Consider the following 26,545-nt stretch of genomic DNA (forward strand, 5'->3'; position numbering starts at 1 on the left):
TCTGGGTTGCAGGCCGAAGCATGACAGCCAGGCCCGAAATTCGGGCGAAAAGCGCATGAGAGGCAGGGTTTGTCAAGATAAGCGGCTAGTAGGACGCTCTCTACCCGGCCTGGCAGTGTGCAAACGCATCAAAGGTGCCACTGAATAGGCGCGCGGCAAATGCTGACGGCCCCTGTCAGGAGGACTGGCGTATATCCTGCCGGTCGCGCCGAATGGCCCGAACCATCGATCATGATTGGAGAACCCAATGGCGGAAGACGTCAAGAACCTCACGGTAGAGAGCGGGACCACGCTTTCCTACCGAAACCATCCTTTGTGCGACGTGAACGACCATGTGGTGCGGATGAGCGTGATGACCGAGGCATTTTATTGGCACCTACATCCCGATTCTGACGAGGTTTTCATGGGCATCGAGGGCAGGCTGGCGATAGACCTTGAACATACAACGGTCGAACTGGGGCCGAATGACCTATACTGCGTGAAGAAGGGCATGGCCCATCGCACGCGTCCGCTTACGGAAAGGTCGGTGAACCTGACGTTGGAACGCGCAATCATGGAGACCATACGGATTGAATCGCCAACGCCTGGATGATTTGCGCCTAATTGAGCCGCGGTGACGTCTGCTTGGCGGGAAGAAGTCGCTGGTATTGGCGGAAGTGATGGGTCAAGAAGGCTCAACGTCCAAGCGATTGCCTTCATGTCCTCCATCCGTCCCTTGATTCCGCTTCTGATCGCCGCCGGCATCCTTCTGGGCGGCAATGGCCTGCAGAGCACGCTGATCGCGCTGCGCGGTGCGCAGGAGGGGTTTTCCGCCTCGTCCATCGGCCTGATGGGTACCTTCTACTTCGCCGGCTTTCTGCTCGGCTGCCTGGCCGTGACCCGCATCATGAAGGCTGTCGGCCATGTACGCGCCTTCGCTGCCTTGGCGGCGGTCGCCTCGGCGGGAACGCTGCTGCTGATACTGGTCGTCGATCCAGTGATGTGGTGCGCGGTACGCTTCGCCGGCGGTTTCTGTTTCGCCGCGCTGTTCACCATCATCGAAAGCTGGCTCAATTCCGGCGTCGCCAACAAGGACCGGGCGCGCGTGCTGGCGATCTACCGCATGGTCGATACCGGCTCGGTGACATCAGCCCAGTTCCTGATCCCCATATTCGGCACGGGCGGTTTCGCCATCTTCGCGATCATGTCGATGATGATCACGCTGTCGCTGGTGCCTGTATCGCTCGGCGACCGCTCCAATCCGACACCGCCGGAAGACGTCAAGCTCGACCTGGCACGCGTCTGGCGGATTTCACCGCTTGGCTGTTTCGGCTGCGTTGCCGTCGGCGTCACCAACAGCGCCTTCCGCACGCTGTCGCCTGTCTATGCCGAACAGATCGGCCTGTCGGTTGCCGACGTCGTCACTTTCGTGAGTGTAGGCATCTTCGGCGGGGCTATCATCCAGTACCCGCTCGGCTATCTCTCCGACCGCTGGGACAGGCGCTACGTGCTGCTTATTACGACCTGCTGCGCCATGTTTGCAGCGCTGGCGCTGGTGTTCGTCGCGCGCAATGATCCGCTCCTCAACTTCGTTATCGTCTTCATCTTCGGCTGCTTCGCCATGCCGCTCTACTCACTGTCGGCGGCACACTCCAACGACCGCGCCGACAAGGGCGAGTTCGTGCTGATCAACGCGGCGCTCATGCTGTTTTACTCCTTCGGGGCGATTGGCGGACCGTTCGCGGCCTCGACCGCGATGCAATATTTCGGGCCAAGCGCGCTGTTCGTGTTCAGCGCCATTGTCTATGCGATCTTCATCGCGGTGATACTCTATAGGATGCGGGCGCGCTCCGGCGTGCCGGCAAGCCATCGCGGCCGTTTCACGGCGCTTTTGCGCACATCAACGATTTTTGCCCGCCTCGCCCGACGCAATGGCGATTCCGATGGCCCGACAGAGCATAGATGACTGCACTGCGGCTTGACGAAAGCACGCGCGGCTGAAATTGAAAGAGACCTTACTTTGATAAAAGCGATTTGATGCACGTCATCACCACCCAAAAAGAGCTCGAGACCGTTCTCGCCGCTTTCGAAAAGTCGGATTTCGTCACCGTAGACACCGAATTTATCCGCGAGACGACTTTCTGGCCGATCCTGTGCCTGATCCAGATGGCGGCGCCCGGCGTGACCGCGCTGATCGACCCGCTGTCACCCGACATCGACCTGAAACCGTTCTTCAAGTTGATGGCCAATGAAGCCGTGGTCAAAGTCTTCCACGCCGCCCGGCAGGACATCGAAATCATCGTCCATCTCGGCGATCTGGTTCCCCACCCGGTGTTCGACACCCAGGTGGCGGCGATGGTATGCGGCTTCGGCGACAGCGTTTCCTATGACCAGCTCGTCCAGAGGATCACGGGTGCCCGGCTAGACAAGTCTTCCCGCTTCACTGACTGGCGACACAGGCCGCTTTCCGACAAGCAGCTCGACTACGCGCTTGCCGATGTCACCCATCTGATCGAGGTCTACCAACATCTCAGCGCAGAGCTGGTGCGGGAAAACCGCGCCCACTGGCTGAATGAGGAAATGGAGGTGCTGACCTCCCGCGAGACCTATGATCCGCATCCCGAGGATGCATGGAAGCGGCTGAAGATGCGGCTGCGCAAGCCACAGGAACTGGCGATCGTGCAAGCGGTGGCGGCCTGGCGCGAACGCGAGGCGCGCGAGCGCGACGTGCCGCGTGGCCGCGTGCTCAAGGACGACGCCATCTACGAGATCGCGCAACAGGCGCCGCGTGACGCGACAACATTAGGCAAGCTGCGCACCACGCCAAAGGGCTGGGAGCGATCATCGACCGCAACGGCCCTGCTCGGCGCCGTGAACAGCGCGCTCGCCTTGCCCAAGGAAGACATGCCAAAACTGCCGAAGAACTTCCAGCCGCCGGAGGGCGCCAGCGCCGCGTCGGAATTGCTGAAGGTGCTTTTGCGCATCATCGCAGAAAAAGAAGGCGTCGCCTCCAAAGTGCTGGCCTCCAGCGACGATATCGACCGGATCGCCGGCGAAGGCGAGGATGCCGACGTGCCCGCATTGCAGGGCTGGCGGCGCGCCGTGTTCGGCGAGGCTGCATTGAAACTGGTGCGCGGCGAAATCGCCATCAAATTCGACAAGCGCAAGATCGCGGTATTCGATTTGTAGCGTCAGCCCTCCTCTTCTCCCCTTGTTGTGGGAGAAGGGGAGACCGCGCCGTATCTCAAACGACGCCGAGCAGATGGAGCGCGAGCCAGATCCAGGCCAGTGCCAGCACCACCGCACCCAGAAAGAATGCGCGGCTGCGCAGCAGCAGATTGTTGCTGGTCAGGTGAACCCAGGCGTGGAAATAGCGCGACGCGACAAATATCCACATCAGGGCCAGCGTCAGATAGTTGACGCCGTTGGTCATGTGGAGCGTCAGGCACAGGACGTAGAACAGCACCGGCAGTTCGAACTGGTTGATAAGGTTGCTGGCGACGGTGACGCTGGAAGCCGGCTCGGTCGACCGCACCTTGTACTGACCGACCTTGGCTTCGCCTGATTTGACAGCTCCGTATCTGCGTCGGCCCAAGACGCCGTAGACGATGTAGACCAGCAGCACTTGCGCCAGCATCGGCCAGAAAATCGTTGTCTGGTTCATCAAGTGCACCCTGCCCCTTTTGCGCTTGGGCTCAACGCTGCTTTTGCCCCGCCACGGTGAAAACCGCGATCACGATCAACGGTATCGCGAGAAGCGCGAATTTGGTGACAATCAGAGACGATGCAAGCGACAGCGAATCCGGATTGGCCGTCAGAAAGTCCGAGAGCAGACGCGCCACGGCAATGTTCTGCGCATAGTCGGCAAAGGTGTACGGCAGCACGAGTGTCAGCGCGAAGATCGACTGCAGTTGCGTCGGCAGTGTCCGAAAACTCTTCATGCGTCGTCCCGTCGCCAGGATCAGGCTGACCATCGTCACTGACAGGAGTGCCGGAAAAAGCAGGTCGAAGGTCAGGTAGTGCCAGACGAGGATGATCTCGCTGCCGCGACGGCCGAGCGACGTAAGCCAGGCCATGCCCTCATCAGGAGTAAACCCGGTAACGCGCACATCGAGCGACGGGAGGCCGCCGCTCAACTGGCGGAAATAGAAGACTTCCAGCGCCGACATGGCGATGAAAACCGCCGCCGAGACGAAACACAGTGCGGCGGCATGGCGCGACAAACGCAGGATCACCGCCGGCAAGCCCCGCCAGTACGCATACGGCTCGGGCTGATCAGGCTCCGCCGGGATAGTTCGGGCTTTCGCGGGTAATCGTGACGTCATGGGCGTGGCTTTCACGAAGTCCGGCATTGGATATGCGCACGAAGGTGGCGCGTTCGCGGAAATCAGCGAGATCGCGACCGCCGACATAACCCATAGCGGCTTTCAGGCCGCCCGCAAGCTGGTGAAGCACGCCAGACACAGGTCCTTTGTAGGGAACCTGCCCTTCAATGCCTTCCGGCACCAGTTTCAGCGTGTCACGGACCTCGGCCTGGAAATAGCGGTCGGCGGAGCCGCGCGCCATTGCGCCGACCGACCCCATGCCGCGATAGGCCTTGAACGAGCGGCCCTGGTGCAGATAGACCTCGCCGGGGCTCTCATCGGTTCCGGCCAGCAGCGAGCCGATCATGGCGGCACTTGCACCAGCGGCCAGCGCCTTGGCGAGGTCGCCGGAATATTTGATGCCGCCGTCGGCGATGACCGAGGCGCCCGATTTATGCGCGGTTTCCACAGCGGACATGATCGCCGAAAGCTGCGGCACGCCAACGCCGGCAACGATGCGGGTGGTGCAGATCGAGCCTGGCCCGATACCGACCTTGACGGCGTCGGCGCCGGCGTCGATCAGTGCCTGGGTGCCTTCGGCGGTGGCGACGTTGCCCGCCAGGATGCGAACCGAGTTGGAAAGCTTCTTGGCGCGCGTGACGGCATCGAGGACCCGCTGCGAATGGCCGTGCGCGGTGTCGATCACCAGCAGATCGACGCCGGCGTCGATAAGGCGCTCGGCACGCTCGAAGCCATCGTCACCGACGCTGGTGGCGGCGGCTGCGCGCAGGCGCCCCTGCGCATCCTTGGTGGCGTGAGGATTAAGCTGCGACTTCTCGATATCCTTGACGGTGATCAACCCGACGCAATTGCCCCTATTGTCGAGCACAACCAGCTTTTCGATGCGGTGCTGGTGCAGGAGGCGCTTGGCTTCGTCCTGGTCGACATTCTCCTTGACCGTGATCAGGTTCTCACGGGTCATCAATTCGTAGACTTTTTGCGACGGGTCGGAGGCAAAGCGCACGTCGCGGTTGGTCAGGATGCCGACCAGTCTTCCGACCGTGTGGCCGCCGGCACCACCGTTTTCGACCACTGGAATGCCCGAGATCGAGTAGGTGCGCATCAGCGACAGCGCGTCGGCAAGCGTGGCATCGGGGCCGATCGTGACCGGGTTGACGACCATGCCGGATTCGAACTTCTTCACCTGCCGCACCTGCTCGGCCTGTTCGGCTGGCGAGAAATTGCGGTGAATGACGCCAATGCCGCCGGCCTGGGCCATGGCGATGGCGAGGCGCGCCTCCGTGACCGTATCCATGGCGGCGGAGAGGATCGGTACGTTGAGATCGATGTCGCCGGCGATGCGCGTGCGGATATCGGTCTCGCCGGGCATGACTTCGGAATGACCGGGCTGCAGCAGCACGTCGTCAAAGGTCAGCGCCAGCGCGCCGGTGGACGTTTCGATGATTTTTGCCATGGCCAGCCCTTCAGAATGCGAAAAAAGCGCTGGACCGGAATGGACAGCGCCGACTCGTTCTTCCCTTTCAGGATTGGCGCTGGCTGGTAACACGTCCCGTCGCCGATGAAAAGCCGATCGTTGCATTGCACAAAAGCGTCATTGAACGGCAATGACGCCACCAATGGTTGCGGTCGCACAAAAGTGACAGCAAATTAACACGACATCGCTGGCCAGCCATGATAACCGCCCCTCGTACCGGCTCGCCCCCAGCCGGAAAGGAATCTGGAACGGGCACGCTCGTGAATCGCACCATCCCGCTTATTCTGGCGGTCGCACTGTTCATGGAAAACATGGATTCGACCGTCATCGCGACGTCGCTGCCGGCGATCGCGGTCGACATCCAGACCAGCCCGATCGCACTGAAACTGGCGCTGACCGCCTATCTCGTATCGCTGGCGATCTTCATTCCGATCAGCGGCTGGATGGCCGACCGGTTTGGCGCCAAGAATGTCTTTCGCGCCGCGATCGCGGTTTTCGTCGTCGGTTCGATTGCCTGCGCCATGTCCGACTCGCTGCTGGCTTTCGTGGTTTCGCGCTTCCTGCAAGGCATAGGCGGCGCCATGATGACGCCTGTCGGGCGCCTGGTGCTGGTGCGAGCAACGCCGAAGAGCGAACTTGTCGGCGCCATGTCGTGGTTGACCATCCCCGCCCTGGTGGGCCCGCTCGTTGGCCCTCCGATCGGTGGCTTCATCACCACCTATTTCACCTGGCACTGGATCTTCCTGATCAACGTGCCGATCGGTGTCATCGGCATCTGGCTCGCCACGCGCTTCCTGCCTGCAACCGAATCCATGGAGACGCCGCCGCTCGATTTCACCGGCTTCGTGCTGAGCGGACTGGCGGCATCCGGCGTGGTGTTCGGCCTTTCGGTGGTCAGTCTGCCGGCCTTGCCGCCCATGGTCGGGTTCGCCACGGTGGCTGTCGGGCTGGTGTCAGGAGCGCTTTATTTGTGGCATGCGCGCCACGCGCAAAACCCGTTGCTGGCCCTCAACCTCTTCCGCAACCAGGTCTTCCGCTCTTCGGTGCTCGGCGGCGGGCTGTTTCGCATCGGCATCGGCGCCGTGCCATTCCTGTTGCCGCTGATGTTCCAGATCGGCTTCGGGCTGACGCCGTTCCAGTCCGGCATGATCACCTTCGTCTCGGCGATCGGCGCCATCGGCATGAAATTCGTCACCTCCCTGATCTTCAGGGTGGTCGGTTTCCGCAGGGTGCTGATTGTCGGCTCGATCGTCGCCGCCGCGTCGATCGCCGTGAACGGCCTCTTCACTCCCGACACGCCCTACGCGCTGATCCTCGCCATGCTGCTCGCCGGCGGCTTCATCCGCTCGATGTTCTTCACCGGCGTCAACGCCCTCGCCTATGCCGAGGTTTCGGCCGAGGACACCAGCAAGGCAACGCCGATCACCGCCGTTTTCCAGCAATTGGCGATCGCGGTTGGCGTGGCCCTGGCGGGCGGCATCCTTGAAATCTCGCAGAAGGTCCACGGCGGCCCGCTGACCCTTGGCGACTTCCACAACGCATTCTTCATCGTGGCGGCCGTGTCGGCGGCGGCGGCACTGTCGTTTATGCGATTGGCGCCGGATGCCGGCAATGCGGTGTCGGGACATGGCGGACTGACGCAGCCCAAGACATTGGAGCCCGTGAGCCCTCCCGGCAGCTGATATGGCTGGCCTGGCCCTCGGGCGGGCCGATCAGTCCTCCGCGACCTCCGGCCCTTCGCTATCGCTTCGGGCTATCGAAGCTCTCGAAACGTCCTCTGGGCGTTCCGATCCGCCTGACGGCGTACCAACTTCTCGCCCTTTGAAGTCTTTCGCCAGCAGGTAGAGCTCGACCGACTCGTCACGCGAAGCCGGTGGCTTGACGTGATGGACCGAGCGAAAATTCTTCTTCAGCATGGCAAGCAGCTCGTTTTCCGCGCCGCCTTGAAACGTCTTGGCCAGGAAATGGCCGCCGGGTTTCAGAACCGACAATGCGAAATCGGCGGCGACCTCGCACAGATGCATGGTGCGGATGTGATCGGTCCTTTTGTGCCCGGTCGTCGGCGCCGCCATGTCGGACAGCACGATATCCGGATCACCGCCCAAGGCCTCGGCGAGCCTTTCCGGCGCCTGTGGGTCGAGGAAATCCATCAGCAGCACAGGCGCACCAGGCACCGCGTCCATTTCCAGATAGTCGATGCCGATGACATGCGGCTTTTCCGCCGTGGACTTTGTGCGCGCGGCGGCGACCTGGCACCAGCCGCCGGGCGCCGCGCCCAGGTCGATGACCTTCATGCCGGGCTTGAGCAGATGATGCTTGTCGTCGATCTCGATCAGCTTGTAGGCCGCTCGCGAACGATAGCCGTCGGCCTTCGAGCGCTGCACATAGGGATCGTTGATGTGGCGCTGCAGCCAGCGGCGCGACGATTCCTTCAAGCCGCTTTTCTTCTTGATCCGCGTCTTCAGTACGCGAATGCTGGCGGAGCCAGGCTTTTCCGGTTTCTTGGTCATAGTCTAATTTCTTGTTTGAGCATGATCTCTTTCGAAAACCGGTCACCACTTTTCGGGATCATGCTCTGCCACGTCCATTGTTGCGCCAGACGCCATCGTCGGCCATCAATTCGCTCAATATGCCTTCGCGCAGGCCGCGATCGGCGACACGCAGCCGCTCCGATGGCCAGACGGCACGGATCGCTTCCAGGATGGCGCAGCCGGCAAGCACCAGGTCGGCGCGATCGGCGCCGATACAGGGGTTGGCGACGCGCTGCTGGAAATCCCACCCAACCAGTTTCTCGACCATGCGGTCGACGCTGTCGCGGTCCATCCACAATCCGTCAACCCGGCGGCGGTCATAGCGCTCGAGATCGAGATGCACGCCGGCCAGCGTCGTCACCGTGCCGGACGTGCCGAGCAGATGAAAATTCGGGTTGGCCTTGAGATGGCTCAGCCGGTCGCGTCCGTCGAAGCAGGCCAACCGGCCGGCGACATCATCGACCATGGCGGCAAAAATCTCGCGCGTCACGGTGCGGCCGCCGAAACGCTCGGCCAGCGACACAACGCCAACCGGCAACGATGTCCAGGACACGATGTGGTTGGCAAGCCGTGGCGAACGCCGGCCCGCGAGATCGATCAACGCGATTTCCGATGAGCCGCCACCAATATCGAACAGCACGACGCCTTCGGTTTCGCGTTCGACCAGCGACCCGCAGCCCGAGACCGCCAGCCGCGCCTCGGTCTGGCGATCGATGATCTCGAGTTTCAATCCTGCTTCGCGCTCGACACGATCGAGGAACTCGACGCCGTTTTCCGCCGTGCGGCAGGCTTCCGTGGCAATCAGCCGGGCTTTTCGGATCTTGCGGTTGCGCAATTTGTCGCCGCAGATCTTCAACGCCTCGACGGCACGATCCATGGCGGGCTGCCCGAGCCTTCCGTTGGCGGTCAGCCCCTCGCCCAGCCTGACGATGCGCGAGAACGCGTCGATGACGCGGAACTGGCCATGACGGGTGGGCACCGCGACCAGCAGCCGGCAATTGTTGGTACCGAGATCGAGCGCGGCAAACACCGGAAGTTCCGGCATGGGCGGCCTGCGCTCAGCCTGCTCCACCCGCATGACAGCGATCGCGGGCAGAACCACAACCGGCTTTCCGCGCGAAGAATCAGCCGAAACAGCATGGTCACGGGACGATGGCGATCCATTCGCTCCAGGCTTGGCTTCGTCGCGCGCGAAAACCTTACGCCCGCGCCTGCGCTTGCGCCGCTTCTTGGGCTTGCCCTTCTGATTCTGGCTCGCGTCGTCAGCCTGCTGCCCGGCGCCAGCATGTCTGCCGGGCTGCCGATGCTCCCCCGGGCGGCGGTGATGCCGGCCGGCGGATGGGCTTCCCGAGCCTTGCGGCGGGGAAGCGCTGGACGCGCCTACCTCCGGCGCGCCTGCGCCGGTGTCGCGGTCTTCCACTGTCGTTCCTTCCGGCGCCGCGCGAACCGTTGAACGGACGCAGCAGGCGCTTTCCATGTTTTAAGTTGCCGCCAGACTAACAGCGCACGGCCGGATCACCAAGAGCGCATGCCGAAATTTTGCCGGCGGCGTGAAGGCGGGCGTGGGGTTGGTTACCCATTCGGAACGGATGGAGCGCCTGCGAAACTCCAGTCACGCAATGTGTGGGTAACGTCATGCTGGTTGAATAGCCGGCTTCGATGAGGCATTTCTGAATTGGGGGCTCAAGGATCGGGAATCGCCGTCGATCCGCCACCGCGAACCAGAAAGAGGAACAGGCCCGAACGCATGGCAGGCAAGCAATGAACTGGAAACGCTACTTCTGGCCGGTCGTCGGCCTTGCCGCGGTTGTCTTTTCGCTCTTCCTGCTCTGGCACGAACTGCGCGGCGTTTCCCTCGATGACGTCTGGGACGGCATATCAGCCATTCCCACCCGCGGCTGGATCCTCGCGGCGGTCAGTTCCATCATCGCCTATGCGTCGCTTGCCGGTTACGATCACATCGCGCTCCTGCACATCGGCAAGCGCGTGTCGTGGCTGTTCGTCACGCTGTGTTCCTTCACCACCTATGCGCTGTCGCACAACATTGGCGGTTCGGTGTTTTCCGGCGCCGTCATCCGCTACCGCGCCTATGGCACGAGAGGGTTGACCGGACAGGAGGTCGGCGTGCTCGTGGCGATCTGCTGGATCACCTTCGTGCTGTCGACGATTCTGGCGTCCGGCCTGGTGCTGGTGTTCGAGCCGCAGATCCTCGACCGATTCTCCGGCATCGCGCATCACGGCCTGTCGGAGGCGGCGGGCATCGCCATGCTGCTTCTTGTCGCCGCCTATGTGTTCGGCAGCTGGCTGCATCTGCGCCCGCTGAAGATCGCCAGCTTCCAGCTGCACTATCCGGCGCTGCCGATTGTCGCCCGGCAGCTGATCATCGGCCCGATCGAGCTTCTGGCGGCGGCGGCGATCATCTTCTTTGCCCTGCCCGAGGCCAACAATCCCGGCTACTTCGTCGTGCTAGGCGTCTTCCTCGTCTCGTTCTCGGTCGCGCAGATCTCGCACGCGCCGGGCGGGCTTGGCGTGTTCGAAGTCGTCTTCCTGGCTGGGCTTTCGGACATGGACCCGGTCGGCGTGCTGGCGGCGTTGCTGGTGTTCCGGCTGTTCTATTTGATCATCCCGCTGATCATCGGGCTGGGCGTCGTTCTGTTTTTCGAGCGCTCGCAGTTCAGCCGCCCCGGCAAGTGAAGCGCAACCGCCAAATTTCGAAACGTTGTGATTTGAAAGACAAAGCAGGCTTGACTATTTTCCGCTGGCGGCTACAAGGCAGCGCTCACAGCGGCTCGGCCGCTCAGCCCGCGCGGTTCATGACCACGCCTGCTGGGGAATAGGTTAACGGTAGACCCACGGACTCTGACTCCGTTAGTCCTGGTTCGAATCCAGGTTCCCCAGCCAAACATTCCACAAACAAGAACATGGCTTAGTGGGGCAACTTGATCGTTTTCATTTTGCATCGCTTGCAGATCAATCGCACTCCGCGCGTAACTTGAGGCGGCGAGATTCCCGGAGCGAAAAAGATTGGTAGCCGCTGGTGGGTGCCACTGGCTAAGCTTCGTGAAAAATTCCTGAACGAGGCCGCGTCATGACAACCGATAGCCAGTACATTCTCGAAAGCATCAGCCAAGGCTGCGTGATGCTTTCCGATGGCGAGTTCGTCATCGACAGGCTGGTGAAGTATTTCGGCAACGGGAGGATCCGGTGGCACGTCGAATTCCGTGGGCATCGCATCGAATTGACGACAGGCCAGCTCAAGAAGCAGCCTACTTTCCGCAGGAAGATGCTAGAACAGGCCGGCGTGTTGCCGCCCCAGCGTGCCGGGGCCGATTACAGGCGATGGGCTATCGACCTGAGGAAGAATGCCGTTGAGCTTCCTTGGCGAGATAGACCGGTCGATGTCGGTTTCGCCATCAACCGACTCGCCAGCCACGGTGATGGGCGCTGGACGGTTGAATACCAAGGCAAGGCAATCAAGTTCACTACGACCAAACTCCGCAGGCAAGTCAGTTTCCGCAAACGCATGCTGGCCAAGGCCAAGGTACTGCCGCCCCAACTGGACCCGGCTGCCTATCGGAAGTGGATGGAGTGGCTCATTCAAAACGCCACCGAGGCCGCACCGCAGGCCGGAGATGCCTTGATGACCGAGAAAAGTTGGCTCGACGACCTGCCAGAGTTAGCCGGCTGGCAAAATGAAACGCCGTTCAGAGAGACCAACTGAGAAGAAAGAGCCGCGAAGCGAAAGGAAAATCCATTTGATCGATGGAAAGAGGCTTCCGCGTGCGAGGTTGACGAAGCGTTGGTGGGATGGTCATAAGAGCCGCGCGGTCTGAGGGCGGGACGGTGACGCATCGGTCTGCAAAACCGACGTAATGGGTTCAATTCCCATTCAGACCTCCATTTTCAAAAGCCCTCCGCGCTTAGCCGGGCGGCTTTTCTTGTTGGGCGACGCCAAACCTTACCCTCTCAAACAGTGGCGACGGCACTCATGGCGTTTGCCATGCCTACGGATTTCGGTTCAGATTGATGGGGAAGGAATCTGGCTGGAGCTTGGCTCGCGGCCGACAACATTTTGCATGAGAATCCATGGACCATTTCAACCTCGGCACCTACCGCCGCCCTATCTCCACCCGTTCCGAGGAAACCCAGCGCTGGTTCGATATCGGCCTGAACTGGTGCTACGGCTTCAACCATGAGCAAGGCATCAAGTGCTTTGAGAAGGCGCTGGAAACAGACCCCGACTGCCCGATGGTGCATTGGGGCATCGCCTATGCCGCCGGGCCTTTTTACAACCTGACCTGGAAGGAGCATGGCGAGGCGGAGGCCAACAGCGCGACGAAGCGTTGCTTCGAGCATGTCCAGTTGGCGCGCGCCAACGCCGCTGGAGCCAGCGATGTCGAAAGGCGATTGATCGAGGCGCTGGCCTGCCGTTTCCAGAAGCCGCACCGCGTGAGCCCCCAGGAATTCGAGCAGTGGGATGATGCCTATGCCGCCGCGATGCGGCTGGTCTATCAGAGCTTTCCTGATGATCATGACGTTATGGCGTTGCTGGTCGAGGCGCTGATGATGCGCACCGTGCGACGTCTCTGGAACCTCAAGACAGGCGAGCCAGCCCCGAATTCCGATGTCGTCGAGGCGCTGGAGGTTTGCGAGCGGTCAATTGCGCTCGCCGACGAGGCCGGCATCACGCAGCATCCGGCGATCGTTCATCTGCATATTCACCTGCTGGAAATGTCTGTCATGCCGGAGCGCGGCATGCGTTCGGCGGATATGCTCGGCGAAATGTGCCCGGATGCCGGGCACATGAACCACATGCCCGGCCACATCTATGTGCTGTGCGGCGAATATGAGAAGGCCAGGCTTGCCAGTGAAAAGGCGGTTCGCGCCAACGATCTCTATCTCGCCTATGCGGATGAGCCGACCTACTATCTGCTCGGCTGCTGCCACGACCTGCATCTGATGATGTTCACCTGCATGTTCCTTGGCCAGTACAGGCCGGCGCTGTGGGCCGCCGACAAGGCGCGCAGCCTGGTGACGCGCGATGTGGTCAGCCTTGCCGACCGGCCCAAACTTACCCAGACGGTTGAAGGCTACCACGCCATGAAATCGCATGTGCAGGTGCGCTTTGGCCGCTGGCAGGAGATCATCGACGAACCGATGATTGAAGAGCCAGAACTCTATGTGCTGACGGCAGCCATGCAGCACTACGCCAAAGGTGTCGCGCATGCGACGCTTGGAAACTTCGCCGAGGCAGAGCGCGAGCGCGAACTGTTCCACCAACACCTGACTGAGATCCCGCCGGAGCGGCGCTTCCTCAGCAACCCGACGCGGGCTTCGCTTGGCGTCGGCGCCGCCCTGCTCGATGGCGAGCTTGCCTATCACCGGGGCCGGCACGACGAGGCCTATGCACATCTGCGGCAGGCGGTCGAACTTGACGACAATCTATCCTACACCGAGCCTTGGGCCTGGATGCACCCGCCACGCCACGCGCTGGCCGCCCTGCTTCTCGACCGGGGCCACGCGCGGGAAGCCGAGCAGGTCTATCGCGACGATCTGGGCCTGAGCGGCACGGTGCAGCGCTGTGCCCAGCACCCGAACAATGTCTGGGCGCTGCACGGACTGGTGGAATGCCTGAAGCTGCGCGGTGAAACCGAGGAATTGCCAGCGCTGCGGGCCAAACTCGCCAGGGCGCTAGACAAGGCGGACGTGCCGATCACCTCATCGTGCCTGTGCAGGACCAGCGTGGAGCCGGCGCACAGTTGCTGTCATTGATATCCGTCGCGGCGGCAAGGCTCGCTTTCCCTGACAAATTGTCTCAAAACTGCTGCGCAATTTAGAGCAACATGAATTATGATACGGTCCTGGATTGCGAGCCGGCGGGATGCAGACAGCTCTCTTGCGGGCGGAGGTAACGGATGTCTTCGCGGGGCACATCGGGATGAGAACGCGCTTTGTCCTCGCGGTTGTCTGCTTGTTGCTGGTCGTCCAAAAAGCCGTCGCGGGTTGGTACCACGTGGAAAACTACGAAGGTTCCCTCGGACCCTTTCCCATCCACCTTTCCATACAGACATACGAGAGCTTTGGCAGCGGCATTACCGTCGAGGGGAGTTACTTCTACGACGGGAAACAAAGTCCCATTGCCCTCTATGGCAAGGCCAGCGGCAGCAGACTCGCGCTCTGCGAGATTTCAGACAGCAACGAATTTGAACGAGTCATAATAGCAGGATCGAAAACCCCTATCGGCACCGCCGGATGCGAATTTTCCATCGACGTCAATGAAAGCGGCGCGACAGGAACCTGGAGCCAGCACGCGATCAAATACCCTGTCACACTCAAGAAGGTTGCGAGCCTGGACGATACTGGCGACGGCAAGATTGACGGAGCCGTTGCCATTCCCTTCTGGGCGCAGACAGCCACCAATATGTTTTCAGGAATTTACACAAGCACAAGCTCCGGCATCTGCATGGAGAAAATGCAGATCATCAACAAGAGCAGCAAGAAGGTCGATCAGGAGATCGATTTCGACAAGAATGACTGCAACGCCGGCATGCTGATGACACCTATCTACCTGAATGTTCAGAAATTTTCGAAAAAAGGCTCGGACGTCATCTCCGTAAATTTCCGCAACGGCGGCGCCGGATATGCGACCGACTATGTCTTCGATAATAAAACCAAGACGTTTCGTCAGAAGAATCAAAAGAAGTGAGCCAAGGGTGGCACCCGCGCCCACCCTGTCAGTTATGCAGTTGTTGGCAGGCGAACCCGCCTCCCCTGCTCCAGATCCCGCCTGCGCGAGCGCCACTTTCTGTTCGACCAGAAGGATGGTCAGGCCCCCGAAGTGGCCGAGCGCGTGTCAATCGCCGACTTGGCCGCCGGCAAGGTCGCGGACGCCGATGTCGCCTCCTTCATGACGCGGTGAGGGCAAACTCCTTCGTCATGAAAAGATTTCCGCCAGTTCGTCGACGCTGGTGCCTTCCTTGATCCGGGCGCAGTTCAACATAGCTGACAGCCGGAGCGACCGTTGTAATCGTTGAGACAACAGCAGTCACAAGGGCATTCACGACGAAAGCCGCGGGCAGGCCAAAAACGACCGCCACCTTGCTCAGAACCAGCCGGATCGCGATCGCTGCGATAATCAGGATAAGCCAGAAGCCCAGCAACGGCCAGCGGCAGCCTTTCGTAAGGTCGCGGCTGCGCGCCATGCTGCCGAATACCCCCAACCGCTCCTGAACCTGGATCGGAATGGCGACCGACCAGCGAAGCAACAACATGATGCCGGGTACAACAAGGAGCACGCAACCTAGCCCCACACCAAGACCAATCAGCAGAGCAATGCCTACCACAGGCAGCACTACGGAGAACGCTGTCTTCAGGCAGTCTCCTATCGCAGGCCGCTTGCCTTGCAGATCCTCGATCGCAGCGCGCACCAATGCCGCTTGCAAAATGGACCCAAGGACGATTGAAATCAGCCAGGCCGCGACGCCGAGGATTACTCGTTGCGCTGAAAACTGTGGGGCACCAGCCACGACACCCGCCACCGACTTCCAGAGCCAAAGCTCACGTACCAGTTCGGGCACTCCGGAAAACAGCAGCGACAGCCCCAGGCACAAGCCAATGTTGCGGCCAACAATGTCGAAGCTGTCACCGAAAACCCTCCCGATGCGGAACTTGTCCGGACGATCGAGTGCTGTTGAGACCACGATTTACCCTTTCTCGTTCGCATCAATCCCAATGCGCTGATCGCGCGGCACGACCTTGCGCGCTACGAAAAGATTTCAGCCAATTCGCTGACGCTGGTGCCTTCCTTGACCTGGCGCAGTTCGACGTAGCTGACCGCGGAGGCGATCGAAAGAAACATGGAAAACACCGTCGAAACCAGGCTTGCCCCGATGGCTGCCAGGATGCCGCCCAGCAAAAACAAGGCCGCGCCCAATACCATCTGGACAGCCATCGCCGCGATGAACAGAATCAGGAACAGGCCGAACAGCGACCAGCGGCTGCCCTTGGTGAGCGCTCGGCTGCGTGACAGGGAGCCGAACACGCCGAGGCGCTCCTGAATCAGGACAGGCACGGCCGCCGACCAGCCCAGCCACAGTATGATGCCGGGAACCAACAGTGCGATTGAGGCAATACCGGCGCCCAGGGCAACCAGCATGCCGATACCCAGAGTTGGCAGCAGATAGCGGAAAGCAATCTGGACGCAGTCTCCCACCGCCGGCCGCTTGCCATTCATGTCTTCGATCGTCGCACGAACGAGGGCGGATTGGAGCAGGAGCGCTAGTACAAAGTATATGAGTACAATCGCAAGCGTGATTAAAGCATCCAGAGCCGTCGTCGCGGAATCTTTAAAGGCAACGGCGTTCGGGTCGATACCCTCCATTGCCCCCATGCGGTTCCAAAGTTCAAGAACGATCGATGGCACGCCTGAAAACAGTAGTGCCAGTCCGAGACACAAACCAATATTACGGCCTATCACCGCGAAAATATTGTTGAACACCCTGCCGATGCTGAATTTCTCGGGCCGCTCCACTACCATCGAAGTCAAAACGCGCCCACCCTGTTCCCATCGCGGACCACGTCGATGTGAATGCAAAGTAATCTGCCAATATTGATGGCCAGCGTCCAGCCCACTTGCAATTTTCTTGACGCATTGCCAGTGTCGGCCCAGGACCATAGGTTGCATGGGAGCGAGCGGAGTGGCAGCGGCACAGCCGGACACAGCGGGGGCCGAGCAGCTGGCGCAACTGCACAAGCAACTGCTTGCGGACAGTTCGATCCAGTTCGACTTGCCAACGTACGTGCCGCCCAAGCCGCCGGACTGGCTGGCCGATGTGCTGTCGTGGCTGGGGCCCTATATGATCTATTTTTTCTGGGGCGCGGTGACCATTGGTGCCGCCGTCATCCTGTTGCAAATCTTCCTCGAAATGAAAGGCGTCGCCTGGCGCATGCCGTGGCGACGTGCCCGTAGCGAAGCCGAGGCCGAAGAGGCCTGGCAGCCCGACATTGGTGCCGCGCAGATCCTTTTGTCGGAGGCTGATGCACTGGCGGCGCGCGGCGACTATGACGAAGCGGTACACCTGCTGCTTCGCCGTAGCGTGGCCGACATCGCCGGCCGGCTGCCCGACTTCCTGCGCCCGTCGCTGACAGCGCGCGACATTGCCGGTGCGCCTTCGATCCCGACCCGCGCGCGCAACGCGTTCACACTGGACTTGCCCCGAAAAAGTGGAGAGTTTCCTTCTGATGAAAGGCGACCTCGATGACGAAACAGAGACAGTTTACGGATGCGTTCAAGGCGGAGGCGGTTGGCCTTGTGCGAACGAGCGGTCGGACGAAGCGGCAGATCGCGGAGGATCTTGGTGTTGGTTTCTCGACGCTGACGCGATGGATGGGTCGGCAGCTGGATCGTGAGATGGGCGATCCTGGGCGTCCGCCTGATGCTGATGTCGCCGCTGAATTGAAACGGCTGCGGCGGGAGAATGAAATCCTTCGGCAGGAGCGGGATATCTTGAAACGGGCGACGGCTTTTTTCGTCAAGGAGGGAAGTCGGTGAGGTTCGCGCTCATCGACCAGGCGAAGAAGGATTTCCCTGTGGACCGTTTGTGCGCGACGCTGGGTGTCAGCCCGAGCGGCTACTTTGCCTGGGGGCGCCGGCCGGCGTGCCGCCGGCAGCGCGACGACATGATAATGCTGGCGCATGTGCGATCGTCGTTCGCGCTGTCGAACGGAACCTATGGTAGCCCGCGCATGACGCGGGAACTGCAAGACAATGGCTTTGCCATTGGCCGGCGACGAACGGCGCGTCTGATGCGGGAGAATGGCCTCCAGGCAAGACAGAAGCGGCGGTTCAAGCGCACGACGGACAGCGAACACGCCTTTCCGGTTGCCCCCAATGTCATCGACCAGGATTTTGCCGCCACTGGTCCCAACCAGAAATGGGGTGCCGACATCTCCTACATCTGGACGCGGGAGGGCTGGTTGTACCTTGCTGTCGTCATCGATCTGTTTGCCCGCAAGGTCGTTGGCTGGGCTGCTGGCAACCGGCTACACCGCAGCCTGGCTCTGGCAGCGCTCAACAAGGCGTTCGTCATGCGGCAGCCGGAACCCGGCCTCATTCACCACTCCGACCGCGGCAGCCAATATTGTTCTATCGACTACCAAGCCGAATTGCGTGCCGCCGGCGTCATCATCTCAATGTCAGGCAAGGGCAATTGCTTTGATAACGCCATGGTCGAAACATTCTTCAAGACGCTGAAAACTGAACTGATCTGGCGCACCTCTTTCCTTACCCGCGCCGATGCCCAAGCCGCCATTGCCCGATATATCGACGGCTTCTACAATCCCATCCGGCGGCATTCCGCGCTCGACTACATCAGCCCGATGCAGTTCGAGCGAAACGCCGCCGAATGAGCAACCCGCTCTCCACTTTACCGAAGCAAGTCCACGCGAGTTCCGCATCGAGGAGAACAACAACATCGTGCTGGCCATCGATAGCGGGCGGCTGATGTGCGAGCCGGTCGATGGCGTGCCTAAGGTGGATCGGGCAGTCACGGCGGCACTGTTGACCGCGTTCATCGCGCTGAAGGGCGGCGATCTGGTCAGCCTGTTCGGCTTCGACGCAAAGCCGCGCGTTTCCAGCGGCGCGGTGCGCGGCTCCGCCAGCTTTGCAATGATCCAGAAGCGGGCGGCCGAGATCGACTATTCCAGCGAGGAGACCAATTTCACCCTGGCTCTGATTACGCTTTCGGCGCGGCTTGACCGGCGCTCGCTGGTCATCATCTTCACGGATTTCGTCGACCCGATCAGCGCGGAGCTGATGCTGCGCACGGTGGGCCGGCTGACCGAGCGGCATCTGGTGCTGTTCATGATGATGAAGGATGTCGAACTGGAGACGCTGGCCGACATGCCACCCCTCTCTGGCGAGGACGTCGCTCGCGCCGTCACCGCAGGTGGCCTCCTGCGCGAGAGGCAGATCGTCATTGGCCGGCTGCGCCTGCTTGGCGCGCATGTCATCGAAGCCAATCATGAGCGACTGGGTCCGGCGCTGGTAGAGCGCTATCTCGAACTCAAGCAGCAGGACCTGTTATGAGCGCGCCGACCGGCAAAGATGTCGTGCGCCAGTCGCTGGCCAGTTTCCGGCTGGAGCGGGAAACCGACTGGACGACGTTCGAGGCGCTTCTGGCGCGTGTCGAAAAACGGCCGCCCCGCTCGCTGTCGGAAGACGAGCTCCTTTCGCTGCCGCTGCTCTACCGGTCGGCGCTGTCCTCGCTGTCGGTCGCAAGGGCCACGTCGCTCGACAATGCGCTGGTCGCCTATCTCGAGGCGCTTTGCTTGCGCGGCTATTTCTACCTCTATGGTGCGCGCCGTGGGCTGAGGCAGCGCATCGGCGATTTCTTCCTGCGTGACTGGCCGCATGCCATTCGCGACCTGTGGCGCGAGACATGGGTGTCGGTTGGCCTGACGGCAGTTGGTGCCGGTGCCGGCTTCTGGCTGGTGGCCTCCGACAAGGGCTGGTATGACGCAATCATTCCCGCAAGCCTTGCCAACGGCCGCGACCCGGATGCCTCGGCCGAGATGCTGCGCAGCGTCCTCTATGGCGGCGCTGGCAACCATTTCCTGTCGGGCTTCGCCGCCTACCTTTTCACCCATAATGTCCAGGTAGCGATCCTCGCCTTCGCCCTCGGCTTTGCCTTCGCGCTGCCCAGTGTGCTGCTGATCCTGATGAACGGGTGCGTGCTGGGCGCCATGTTCCAGATCTATGCCGCCAAGGGCCTCGGTTTCGAACTGGGCGGGTGGCTCGCCATTCATGGCACCACGGAAATCTTCGCGATCATACTGGCGGGCGCGGCCGGCATGCGCATCGGCACCAGCATTGCCTTCCCGGGCGAATTGCCCCGAATGGCGGCAGCCGCCCATGCCGGTCGTATCGCGGCGACCGCCATGGTCGGAGTGGTGGTGATGTTGCTGTTTGCAGGTCTGCTCGAAGGCATCGGTAGACAGACAATCACCAGTGATACGGCGCGATACGCTATCGGTAGCGGCATGCTGGCGTTCTGGATCGCCTATTTCTATCTGTTCCGGATGGTGCGGCATGGCGATAGTTAAACACGCAACGATCCGTGATACGGAAACCGCGAGGATCCGGCCGCTGGTCACGCCCGAGGGTGTCGATCTGCGCGTGAAGCTGGCCGACGCAGGCACACGGGCGTCCGCGTTCCTGCTCGATGTCGTTTTCCTGTCCACGGCCGGCATCATCATTAGCATCGTCGCCATCTTCGGGCTGAGAGGCCTCGGCCGCGACGAATTGCAGCCATTGTTCGTCGTCTGGATCATCCTGATCTTCCTGCTGCGCAACGCCTATTTCATCATCTTCGAGGCGGGACGCCGCGCCGCGACGCCCGGCAAGCGGATCCTGGGTATCCGGGTGGCCTCGCGCAGCGGCGCCGGCCTGTCGGTCGACCAGGTCATCGCCCGCAACCTGATGCGCGAGATCGAGGTGTTTCTGCCGCTGTCGATCCTGGCTGGGCGCAGTGGCGCCGGGCTCGCCGATACATTGACCACCGTCTTCGGCCTGGTGTGGACGCTGCTGTTCGCGCTGTTCCCGCTTTTCAACCGAGATCGGCTGCGGATCGGCGACCTCCTCGCAGGAACCTGGGTGGTCGAGACCCCGAAGCGCACGCTGCTGGCGGACTTGTCGGCAAGGAAGGATCCCGTTGCCAAGGCCTTTCACTTCAGCCATGCCCAGCTCGACGCCTACGGGATTGCCGAGTTGCACAAGCTGGAAGAGGTGCTGCGCCGCGACGACTATTTCGCGCTCAAGGCCGTGGCCGAAACGATCGGGCGCAAGATCGGCATCAAGATCGAGCCACCCGATTCAAAAGCGTTCCTCGCCGCCTATTATGGCGACCTGCGGGCGCATCTGGAGCGCAAGCTGCTGCTTGGCAACCGCAAGGCGGATAAGCACGCGCGGTAGCGAACCCCACGAACGAGGCTGTAATGAAGACGTCCCTGTCAGAGCTTGAACTTCAGGAAATGGAAACCCGGGCGGCGGCGGCACAGCCAGGCCCATGGAAATCCTGAATAGAGGGCCGGGACTTCCTTGGCGGATCGAACTTCATCCAAACCGGTGAAGGAGTGGAACGCGGCCAAGACATCGAAATGTCCGGCGCGACAACCGCGGACCAGGATTTCATGGCCGCCGCGCGGCAGAATATCCCTTGGCTGATCGCCGAAGTGCGCACGCTGCGCGCGCTTCTTGATCAAGCCAAATGAAGACAGAAGACTGCCTTTCCTACCCCAACCACTTCTCATAGTCGGACACCAGCAGGTGCAGCGGAGCGACATCCTCGTCGATATTCGAGAACCGGCCGATCGGTTCGCGAAAAACGTTGTCGGTGAGGTCGTCGTTGACCGTCGAAACCTCGCCGATCAGCACATCCTTGCCCTCGGCCCAGAAGGCGTGCCAGACGCCCGGCAAGAGCGTGACGCTCTGGCCCGGGTCGAGCTTCAGCAGCCCGCCAGCCGGCAGCCTGTGAATGGTTCCATCGACAGGCACCGACACCTCGGCCTTCGGATCGATGCCGCCGTCGCGATCGTGCATGAACAGTTCGAGCACCAGCTTGCCGCCGCCGCGATTGATGATGTCCTCGGCCTTGATGTTGTGGCGATGCATCGGCGACAGCTGGTCCTTCCGCGAGATCATGATCTTTTCCGCGTAGAGCATGCCCATGCCCTTCTTCATGTCCTCGTAGCGACCGTTGCGAACGGTGAACAGGAAGAGGCCGAGGTCCTTGAATTTCTCCTGGCCGTAATCCGTGATGTCCCAGCCGAGCCGCGAGGTGAACACGGCCGAGGAATCGGCTTGGCGCGCCTTCGCTTCTTCGGGCGACCAATAGGCGAAGGGAGGCATGATGTAGCCGAACGAGCGGATGAAAGCGTCGGCTTCGCGGATGATGTCGTTGATGGCGGAGCGTTTCATGATCATGGTCCTTGGTGTCGACTTGTCCGACAAACCGCATAGCCGAACGCCGGTGCGGTGTCGATGCATCTTGCCGCCCGGCCCCGCGTGGCGCACTGAGCGCATGGACCACCGATCCTGGCCGCTGGCCGCGTGACATCACGCGGTTTCAGGATCATAACCCCTGCGGATTTTTCACATGGTGATTGATGATGCCGACCATCCACGATCTTGATACGCCGTCGATCCTGATCGATGCCGCACGCGCTGAAGCCAATATCGCCCGGGCACAAGCCCATGCCGACCGCCAGGGATTGAAACTCAGGCCGCATATCAAGACCCATAAACTGCCCTACTGGGCGAAGAAACAGATCGCCGCGGGCGCGGTCGGCATCACCTGCCAGAAGATCGGCGAGGCCGAGGTGATGGCCGATGCCGGGCTTGCCGATATTTTTCTCCCTTACAACATTCTCGGACGCGCTAAGCTTGAGCGCTTGCTGGCGCTGCATCGCCGCGTGACGCTGTCGGTGACGGCCGACAGCCAAGACACGATCGAAGGGCTGGTCGCCACCTTCGCCGATGGCGGTCATCGCCTGTCCGTGCTGGTGGAGTGCGATACCGGCATGGGCCGTTGCGGCGTCCAGTCGGCAGGCGAAGCCGTTGCGCTGGCAAGGCGGATCGACAAGGCCGGCGGCCTCGCCTTCGGTGGCCTGATGACCTATCCGGCGGCCGGCCGCGCCAACGAGGCCGAAGCATGGCTGGCCGATGCCAAGCAGGCACTGGCTGCATCAGGTCTCGCCTGCGAGCGCGTTTCCAGCGGCGGCACGCCGGATATGTGGCGCTCCAGCGACACATCGGTGGTCACCGAATATCGCCCCGGCACATACATCTATCTCGACCGCTATCAGGTCGGCAAAGGCGTGGGCGGTATCGACGATTGCGCCCTCACCGTACTGTCGACGGTGGTCAGCCATCCGACGTCAACGCGTGCCATTCTCGATGCAGGCAGCAAGGCCTTGTCCAGTGACACGCTCGGGCTAAGAGATTTTGGCGAACTGCTCGGCGCTCCCGACGCAAGGGTGACCGGGCTTAGCGAAGAACATGGCACTGTCACGCTTTCCGGTGACGCCAAGCTGCGCATCGGTGATCGCGTCCGCGTGGTGCCCGACCACTGCTGCGTCGTCACCAACCTGTTCAATGAGGTCAACCTGATCGACGGCGACCACGTGTTGGAAACACTAACGGTGGCAGCGCGCGGCCGGATGGCGTGAGCCGAACGTTCGTGGGCAAGTAAAACGTCTCAGGGCGGTTGCCGCTCTGCCTGCCTTGCCGCGACGCGGCGCATCGCGATAACTCGGCGGCGACGGATTTCGGTGCGCATCGCCATCAGATGCAGCGCGAAGAAGAGCACCGTAAAACCAACCGCCATAACCAGCAGCGGCCAAAGCAGGCTTGGGTCGATCGTCGGGCCACCAAGCCGGAACACGGACGCCGGCTGGTGCAGCGTGTTCCACCAATCGACCGAGAACTTGATGATCGGGATGTTGATGAAGCCGACCAGCGTGATGATGGCGGCGGCCCAGGCAGCGCGTCCAGCATCGTCGAGCGCACGGGTCAATGCGATGATGCCGAGATACATCAGGAACAGCACGAAGACCGAGGTCAGCCGCGCATCCCACACCCACCATGTACCCCACATCGGCTTGCCCCAGATCGAACCGGTGATGAGGGCAAGCGCGGTAAAAGTGGCGCCAATCGGCGCCGCCGATTTGAGTGCGACATCGGCCAGTGGATGGCGCCAGACCAGAGTGCCCAGCGCCGACAGCGCCATCAGCGTGTAGCACATCATGGCGAGCCAGGCGAAAGGCACGTGGATATACATGATGCGCACTGTGATGCCTTGCTGGAAATCCTCAGGCGCCGCGAAGCTCATATAGAGCCCGACAGCGAGAACAAGCGCGGCAATCCCCGCCAGCCATGGCACGACCCTGTCGGCCAGTCCGACAAACCGTGTCGGATTGGCAAGATCGGTCCAGCCGCTCAGGCGTGAAGTGGTATCGCTCATGCGACTTTACATAAACCGACAGAGCGATTGGGGCAATCGACCGGTGATGTCGCAGGCGGAGTTCGGCCCTTCTCCCTTGTGGGAGAGGAAGAACCGTCGTCTGGTCAGGCGGCTTCGCCCGTCACGGTACGGCTGAGGCGGCGAACTTCTTCGTCGTTGAGCAGGCCGCCGGCGCGGAGCAGGCTGGCGAAGCGGCCATTCCGCATCGACAATTCAGCGAAGCCACCCATTTCGACCACCCTGCCCTTGTCCATGAACACGACCAGATCGGCGTCGCGAACGGTGGTCAGGCGATGGGCGATGATGAAGGTGGTGCGGTGACGCCTGAGTTCGTCGATAGCTTCCTTGACGCGATCCTCGGTCTCGACATCGAGGGCGCTCGTCGCCTCATCGAGTACGAGGATCGGGGCATCCTTCAGCACGGCGCGTGCAATGGCGATGCGCTGGCGCTCGCCACCCGACAGCTGACCGCCGCGTTCGCCGACCAGCGTGTCGTAGCCGCTGCTCTTGGCCAGGATGAAGTCCTGCGCGGCAGCCGCGTTGGCGGCGGCATGGATCTCGTCATTCGTCGCATCGGCGCGGCCGACGCGGATGTTGTCCTCGATCGAGCGGTTGAGCAGGCCTGCGTCCTGGAACACGGTGGCGATCGAATGGCGCAGCGACTTGCGGGTCACGGTGCGCGTGTCGACGCCGTCGATCAGGATACGGCCACTGGACGGCGAGAAGACACGCTGCAGCAGATTGATGAGCGTGGTCTTGCCTGCACCCGTCGGGCCGACGATGGCAACGGTCTGACCAGCCTGAACCTCGAAGGAGATTTCGCTGACGCCCTGGCCCGAATTGGCGAATTCAAAGCCGACATCCTCGAAACGGACATGGCCGGTGACGTTGGTTAGATCGCGCAGGCCATCCGGCTCGGCGGCGTCGGCCGCGGAGTCCTCAAGCTTGTAGAAGTCCTCGAGCTTGGCGCGGGCTTCCGAAATCTGGTTGGCGAAGGCCGACAACTGGTCGAGGCGGGAGATGAGCAGCGTGGCGAACCGGTGAAGGCAACGACGTCGCCGACGCGCAACTGACCATGGGTGACCAGATAGGCGCCGATGATCAGCACGACCATCATCGATATGGTTGAGGACAGGCGCTGCAGCGCATTGGCGATCGCCCACCAGTCGAGCACGGGGTTCTGCGCATCGAGCAGGTTCCTGACGTAGCGGCGCAGCGTCTCGGCCTCGTGGCCAAGGCGATTGTAGCTCTGCAGCACAGCGACGTTGCTGACCGAGTCGGTCACATGCGCGAACACTTTGTGGTAGTGGCGCTCCACGGCGGCCTGGCCGGCCTTGGTGCGCTTCATCACAAGTCGGCCGATGCCGACATAGAGCACGCCGAGCACCAGAAGCACCATCGACATCCGCAGATCCATGCTGATAGCCGTCGGGATCAACAAGACCAGCGTAACGGCCGTAGCCAAATGCTGGCGCATGAATTCGAGCCACAGGCTGAACAGCGTCTCGACCGCGCGCAACAGCGTGTGCAAAGCGTTTGAAGTGCCGCGCTGATGATGCCAGGCGAGCGGCATGGTGATCACGCGTTCGAAGGACTCGCAGAGCACTTCCGAGCGGCGGGCGTGCGCAAAGCGATCGGCGCCGCGCGCCACCAGCACAAAGGCTATGACACTGAAGGCGCCGAGAGCGGCCCAAAGGGCGAGCATCGAGAAAACCGGACCGTGGCTGGAGATAGCGTCGATCACCCGACCGAACAGGATCGACTCAATGATCGCAATCGCGGCCAGCGCGACATTGGCGCCGCAAATCAGCGCGACGCGCTTCTTGTCGGATGCCAGATAACCCAGCGCTCTCCAATAGATCTGAAGAAGGGACACCGCAACTTACTCCGCCAAACTATTTGTGCACTGCATCATTTCATGACTCGTATCGGGTCAGTCGTCGCAAAACAATGCCCGTCTACAGCTTCCGTTCCCATTTCGCGAACAAAAGATAGCGACGTTCGGAAATCTGCCGTGATCAGCTAACGGTCTGAGATAAAAGGTGAAATGTCAGCGGTGCGGCAAAATCATGGCAATCAGATAGTGCTGCCACAATTTTAATCAATGAAGGTTCCCGAGAAGCTCCCAAAACCGCGATTACTCTGCCGAAACAAGATCACGAATGTATTGGGAAGGTGAACCTTTGCCCGGAAGCCGCGCATCATCAAGCCTGTGGG

24 protein-coding genes, 2 tRNA genes and 1 pseudogene are annotated in these 26,545 nt (G+C 61.4%); 16 read left to right on the top strand and 11 right to left on the bottom strand.

The window, feature by feature from the left end; genetic code table 11:
- Positions 1 to 247 precede the first annotated feature (247 nt).
- The 3 genes from LGH82_RS08225 (at position 248) to rnd (ending at position 3,168) form a co-directional block, all read left to right on the top strand.
- Positions 248 to 592, top strand: coding sequence for a cupin domain-containing protein (locus LGH82_RS08225; protein WP_227348041.1), 345 nt, complete (start codon positions 248 to 250; stop codon positions 590 to 592).
- 105 nt (positions 593 to 697) lie between these two features.
- Positions 698 to 1,945: an MFS transporter gene (locus tag LGH82_RS08230; RefSeq protein WP_227348042.1), complete on the top strand. Its 1,248-nt coding sequence runs from the start codon at positions 698 to 700 to the stop codon at positions 1,943 to 1,945.
- A 71-nt stretch (positions 1,946 to 2,016) separates the two neighbouring features.
- The gene (gene rnd / locus LGH82_RS08235; protein ID WP_227348043.1) at positions 2,017 to 3,168 is read left to right on the top strand and encodes a ribonuclease D; all 1,152 of its coding nucleotides are present in this window, start codon (positions 2,017 to 2,019) and stop codon (positions 3,166 to 3,168) included.
- Between the two features lie 55 nt (positions 3,169 to 3,223).
- On the opposite strand, the gene LGH82_RS08240 is transcribed toward rnd, so the two are convergent.
- From LGH82_RS08240 to guaB, 3 genes are read right to left on the bottom strand one after another with little or no spacing between them, the layout of a single operon-like run.
- A complete protein-coding gene (locus tag LGH82_RS08240) occupies positions 3,224 to 3,643 on the bottom strand; it encodes an MAPEG family protein (protein ID WP_227348044.1) in 420 nt (139 codons plus the stop codon).
- Positions 3,644 to 3,674: 31 nt separating this feature from the next.
- Positions 3,675 to 4,304: a hypothetical protein gene (locus LGH82_RS08245; RefSeq protein ID WP_227348045.1), complete on the bottom strand. Its 630-nt coding sequence runs from the start codon at positions 4,302 to 4,304 to the stop codon at positions 3,675 to 3,677.
- A complete protein-coding gene (gene guaB, locus LGH82_RS08250; protein ID WP_227348046.1) occupies positions 4,255 to 5,757 on the bottom strand; it encodes an IMP dehydrogenase in 1,503 nt (500 codons plus the stop codon). Before guaB ends, LGH82_RS08245 begins: the two co-directional genes overlap by 50 nt.
- A gap of 281 nt (positions 5,758 to 6,038) precedes the next feature.
- Here guaB and LGH82_RS08255 point away from each other — a divergent pair, with 281 nt between their 5' ends.
- Positions 6,039 to 7,460: an MFS transporter gene (locus LGH82_RS08255; RefSeq protein WP_227348047.1), complete on the top strand. Its 1,422-nt coding sequence runs from the start codon at positions 6,039 to 6,041 to the stop codon at positions 7,458 to 7,460.
- A gap of 30 nt (positions 7,461 to 7,490) precedes the next feature.
- Here LGH82_RS08255 and LGH82_RS08260 read toward each other — a convergent pair whose 3' ends face one another.
- On the bottom strand, positions 7,491 to 8,288 hold the full coding sequence (locus LGH82_RS08260; RefSeq protein WP_227348048.1) for an RlmE family RNA methyltransferase: 798 nt from the start codon (positions 8,286 to 8,288) through the stop codon (positions 7,491 to 7,493).
- A gap of 58 nt (positions 8,289 to 8,346) precedes the next feature.
- Positions 8,347 to 9,729, bottom strand: a complete 1,383-nt coding sequence (locus LGH82_RS08265; protein ID WP_227348049.1) for a Ppx/GppA phosphatase family protein — start codon at positions 9,727 to 9,729, stop codon at positions 8,347 to 8,349.
- Between the two features lie 341 nt (positions 9,730 to 10,070).
- Here LGH82_RS08265 and LGH82_RS08270 point away from each other — a divergent pair, with 341 nt between their 5' ends.
- From LGH82_RS08270 to LGH82_RS08295, 6 genes are all read left to right on the top strand, one after another.
- Positions 10,071 to 11,003: a lysylphosphatidylglycerol synthase domain-containing protein gene (locus LGH82_RS08270; protein WP_227348050.1), complete on the top strand. Its 933-nt coding sequence runs from the start codon at positions 10,071 to 10,073 to the stop codon at positions 11,001 to 11,003.
- A 133-nt stretch (positions 11,004 to 11,136) separates the two neighbouring features.
- Positions 11,137 to 11,210 (top strand) — tRNA-Gln (locus LGH82_RS08275).
- Between the two features lie 187 nt (positions 11,211 to 11,397).
- Complete coding sequence (locus tag LGH82_RS08280) at positions 11,398 to 12,030, top strand: hypothetical protein (protein WP_227348051.1); 633 nt, start codon at positions 11,398 to 11,400, stop codon at positions 12,028 to 12,030.
- A 105-nt stretch (positions 12,031 to 12,135) separates the two neighbouring features.
- A tRNA-Cys gene (locus LGH82_RS08285) sits at positions 12,136 to 12,209 on the top strand.
- Between the two features lie 186 nt (positions 12,210 to 12,395).
- A complete protein-coding gene (locus LGH82_RS08290) occupies positions 12,396 to 14,081 on the top strand; it encodes a hypothetical protein (RefSeq protein ID WP_227348052.1) in 1,686 nt (561 codons plus the stop codon).
- Positions 14,082 to 14,190: 109 nt separating this feature from the next.
- Positions 14,191 to 15,015, top strand: a complete 825-nt coding sequence (locus tag LGH82_RS08295) for a hypothetical protein (RefSeq protein WP_227348053.1) — start codon at positions 14,191 to 14,193, stop codon at positions 15,013 to 15,015.
- Between the two features lie 199 nt (positions 15,016 to 15,214).
- Here the strand turns inward: LGH82_RS08295 and LGH82_RS08300 are convergent, their stop codons facing one another.
- Both LGH82_RS08300 and LGH82_RS08305 read right to left on the bottom strand, forming a co-directional pair.
- A complete protein-coding gene (locus LGH82_RS08300) occupies positions 15,215 to 16,009 on the bottom strand; it encodes a hypothetical protein (protein ID WP_227348054.1) in 795 nt (264 codons plus the stop codon).
- A 62-nt stretch (positions 16,010 to 16,071) separates the two neighbouring features.
- Complete coding sequence (locus LGH82_RS08305; RefSeq protein WP_227349520.1) at positions 16,072 to 16,845, bottom strand: hypothetical protein; 774 nt, start codon at positions 16,843 to 16,845, stop codon at positions 16,072 to 16,074.
- Positions 16,846 to 17,005: 160 nt separating this feature from the next.
- On the opposite strand from LGH82_RS08305, the gene LGH82_RS08310 reads away from it, so the two are divergent.
- From LGH82_RS08310 to LGH82_RS08330, 5 genes are all read left to right on the top strand, one after another.
- Positions 17,006 to 17,569, top strand: a complete 564-nt coding sequence (locus tag LGH82_RS08310; RefSeq protein WP_227348055.1) for a hypothetical protein — start codon at positions 17,006 to 17,008, stop codon at positions 17,567 to 17,569.
- Positions 17,566 to 18,716, top strand: a protein-coding gene (locus tag LGH82_RS08315) for an IS3 family transposase (protein WP_413771365.1) whose coding sequence is annotated in 2 segments (ribosomal slippage) — positions 17,566 to 17,830 and positions 17,830 to 18,716 — 1,152 coding nt in all. Because the reading frame shifts where the segments join, the coding sequence is not laid out codon by codon here. The genes LGH82_RS08310 and LGH82_RS08315 overlap by 4 nt, the downstream gene beginning before the upstream one ends.
- Positions 18,604 to 19,395, top strand: coding sequence for a DUF58 domain-containing protein (locus tag LGH82_RS08320; RefSeq protein ID WP_413771434.1), 792 nt, complete (start codon positions 18,604 to 18,606; stop codon positions 19,393 to 19,395). Before LGH82_RS08315 ends, LGH82_RS08320 begins: the two co-directional genes overlap by 113 nt.
- Positions 19,392 to 20,411 (top strand): stage II sporulation protein M, encoded by a 1,020-nt coding sequence (locus LGH82_RS08325; protein ID WP_227348057.1) that lies wholly within the window; start codon positions 19,392 to 19,394, stop codon positions 20,409 to 20,411. Before LGH82_RS08320 ends, LGH82_RS08325 begins: the two co-directional genes overlap by 4 nt.
- Positions 20,398 to 21,279: an RDD family protein gene (locus tag LGH82_RS08330; protein WP_227348058.1), complete on the top strand. Its 882-nt coding sequence runs from the start codon at positions 20,398 to 20,400 to the stop codon at positions 21,277 to 21,279. The genes LGH82_RS08325 and LGH82_RS08330 overlap by 14 nt, the downstream gene beginning before the upstream one ends.
- A 38-nt stretch (positions 21,280 to 21,317) precedes the next feature.
- Here LGH82_RS08330 and LGH82_RS08335 read toward each other — a convergent pair whose 3' ends face one another.
- Complete coding sequence (locus tag LGH82_RS08335) at positions 21,318 to 21,569, bottom strand: hypothetical protein (RefSeq protein ID WP_227348059.1); 252 nt, start codon at positions 21,567 to 21,569, stop codon at positions 21,318 to 21,320.
- A 28-nt stretch (positions 21,570 to 21,597) separates the two neighbouring features.
- Positions 21,598 to 22,284, bottom strand: coding sequence for a D-lyxose/D-mannose family sugar isomerase (locus LGH82_RS08340; RefSeq protein WP_227348060.1), 687 nt, complete (start codon positions 22,282 to 22,284; stop codon positions 21,598 to 21,600).
- A gap of 191 nt (positions 22,285 to 22,475) precedes the next feature.
- Between LGH82_RS08340 and LGH82_RS08345 the strand changes: the two genes are divergently transcribed.
- Complete coding sequence (locus tag LGH82_RS08345) at positions 22,476 to 23,534, top strand: D-TA family PLP-dependent enzyme (protein WP_227348061.1); 1,059 nt, start codon at positions 22,476 to 22,478, stop codon at positions 23,532 to 23,534.
- 29 nt (positions 23,535 to 23,563) lie between these two features.
- Here the strand turns inward: LGH82_RS08345 and LGH82_RS08350 are convergent, their stop codons facing one another.
- A complete protein-coding gene (locus LGH82_RS08350) occupies positions 23,564 to 24,328 on the bottom strand; it encodes a heme ABC transporter permease (protein WP_227348062.1) in 765 nt (254 codons plus the stop codon).
- A gap of 104 nt (positions 24,329 to 24,432) precedes the next feature.
- Positions 24,433 to 26,204 (bottom strand): annotated as a pseudogene (locus LGH82_RS08355) (glucan ABC transporter ATP-binding protein/ permease).
- Positions 26,205 to 26,545: the final 341 nt, after the last annotated feature.

This window comes from Mesorhizobium sp. PAMC28654 (assembly GCF_020616515.1).
GTDB lineage: Bacteria > Pseudomonadota > Alphaproteobacteria > Rhizobiales > Rhizobiaceae > Mesorhizobium.

Bases quoted from the DNA above. Each gene is read 5' to 3' on its own strand.
- LGH82_RS08325 (WP_227348057.1), top strand. From the start codon at position 19,392: ATGAGCGCGCCGACCGGCAAAGATGTCGTGCGCCAGTCGCTGGCCAGT.
- LGH82_RS08270 (WP_227348050.1), top strand. From the start codon at position 10,071: ATGAACTGGAAACGCTACTTCTGGCCGGTCGTCGGCCTTGCCGCGGTT.
- LGH82_RS08280 (WP_227348051.1), top strand. From the start codon at position 11,398: ATGACAACCGATAGCCAGTACATTCTCGAAAGCATCAGCCAAGGCTGC.
- LGH82_RS08295 (WP_227348053.1), top strand. From the start codon at position 14,191: ATGCAGACAGCTCTCTTGCGGGCGGAGGTAACGGATGTCTTCGCGGGG.
- LGH82_RS08240 (WP_227348044.1), bottom strand. From the start codon at position 3,643: ATGAACCAGACAACGATTTTCTGGCCGATGCTGGCGCAAGTGCTGCTG.
- LGH82_RS08350 (WP_227348062.1), bottom strand. From the start codon at position 24,328: ATGAGCGATACCACTTCACGCCTGAGCGGCTGGACCGATCTTGCCAAT.
- guaB (WP_227348046.1), bottom strand. From the start codon at position 5,757: ATGGCAAAAATCATCGAAACGTCCACCGGCGCGCTGGCGCTGACCTTT.
- LGH82_RS08320 (WP_413771434.1), top strand. From the start codon at position 18,604: ATGCCCAAGCCGCCATTGCCCGATATATCGACGGCTTCTACAATCCCA.
- LGH82_RS08260 (WP_227348048.1), bottom strand. From the start codon at position 8,288: ATGACCAAGAAACCGGAAAAGCCTGGCTCCGCCAGCATTCGCGTACTG.
- LGH82_RS08230 (WP_227348042.1), top strand. From the start codon at position 698: ATGTCCTCCATCCGTCCCTTGATTCCGCTTCTGATCGCCGCCGGCATC.
- LGH82_RS08245 (WP_227348045.1), bottom strand. From the start codon at position 4,304: ATGACGTCACGATTACCCGCGAAAGCCCGAACTATCCCGGCGGAGCCT.
- LGH82_RS08225 (WP_227348041.1), top strand. From the start codon at position 248: ATGGCGGAAGACGTCAAGAACCTCACGGTAGAGAGCGGGACCACGCTT.
- LGH82_RS08305 (WP_227349520.1), bottom strand. From the start codon at position 16,845: ATGGTAGTGGAGCGGCCCGAGAAATTCAGCATCGGCAGGGTGTTCAAC.
- rnd (WP_227348043.1), top strand. From the start codon at position 2,017: ATGCACGTCATCACCACCCAAAAAGAGCTCGAGACCGTTCTCGCCGCT.
- LGH82_RS08330 (WP_227348058.1), top strand. From the start codon at position 20,398: ATGGCGATAGTTAAACACGCAACGATCCGTGATACGGAAACCGCGAGG.
- LGH82_RS08345 (WP_227348061.1), top strand. From the start codon at position 22,476: ATGCCGACCATCCACGATCTTGATACGCCGTCGATCCTGATCGATGCC.
- LGH82_RS08340 (WP_227348060.1), bottom strand. From the start codon at position 22,284: ATGAAACGCTCCGCCATCAACGACATCATCCGCGAAGCCGACGCTTTC.
- LGH82_RS08290 (WP_227348052.1), top strand. From the start codon at position 12,396: ATGGACCATTTCAACCTCGGCACCTACCGCCGCCCTATCTCCACCCGT.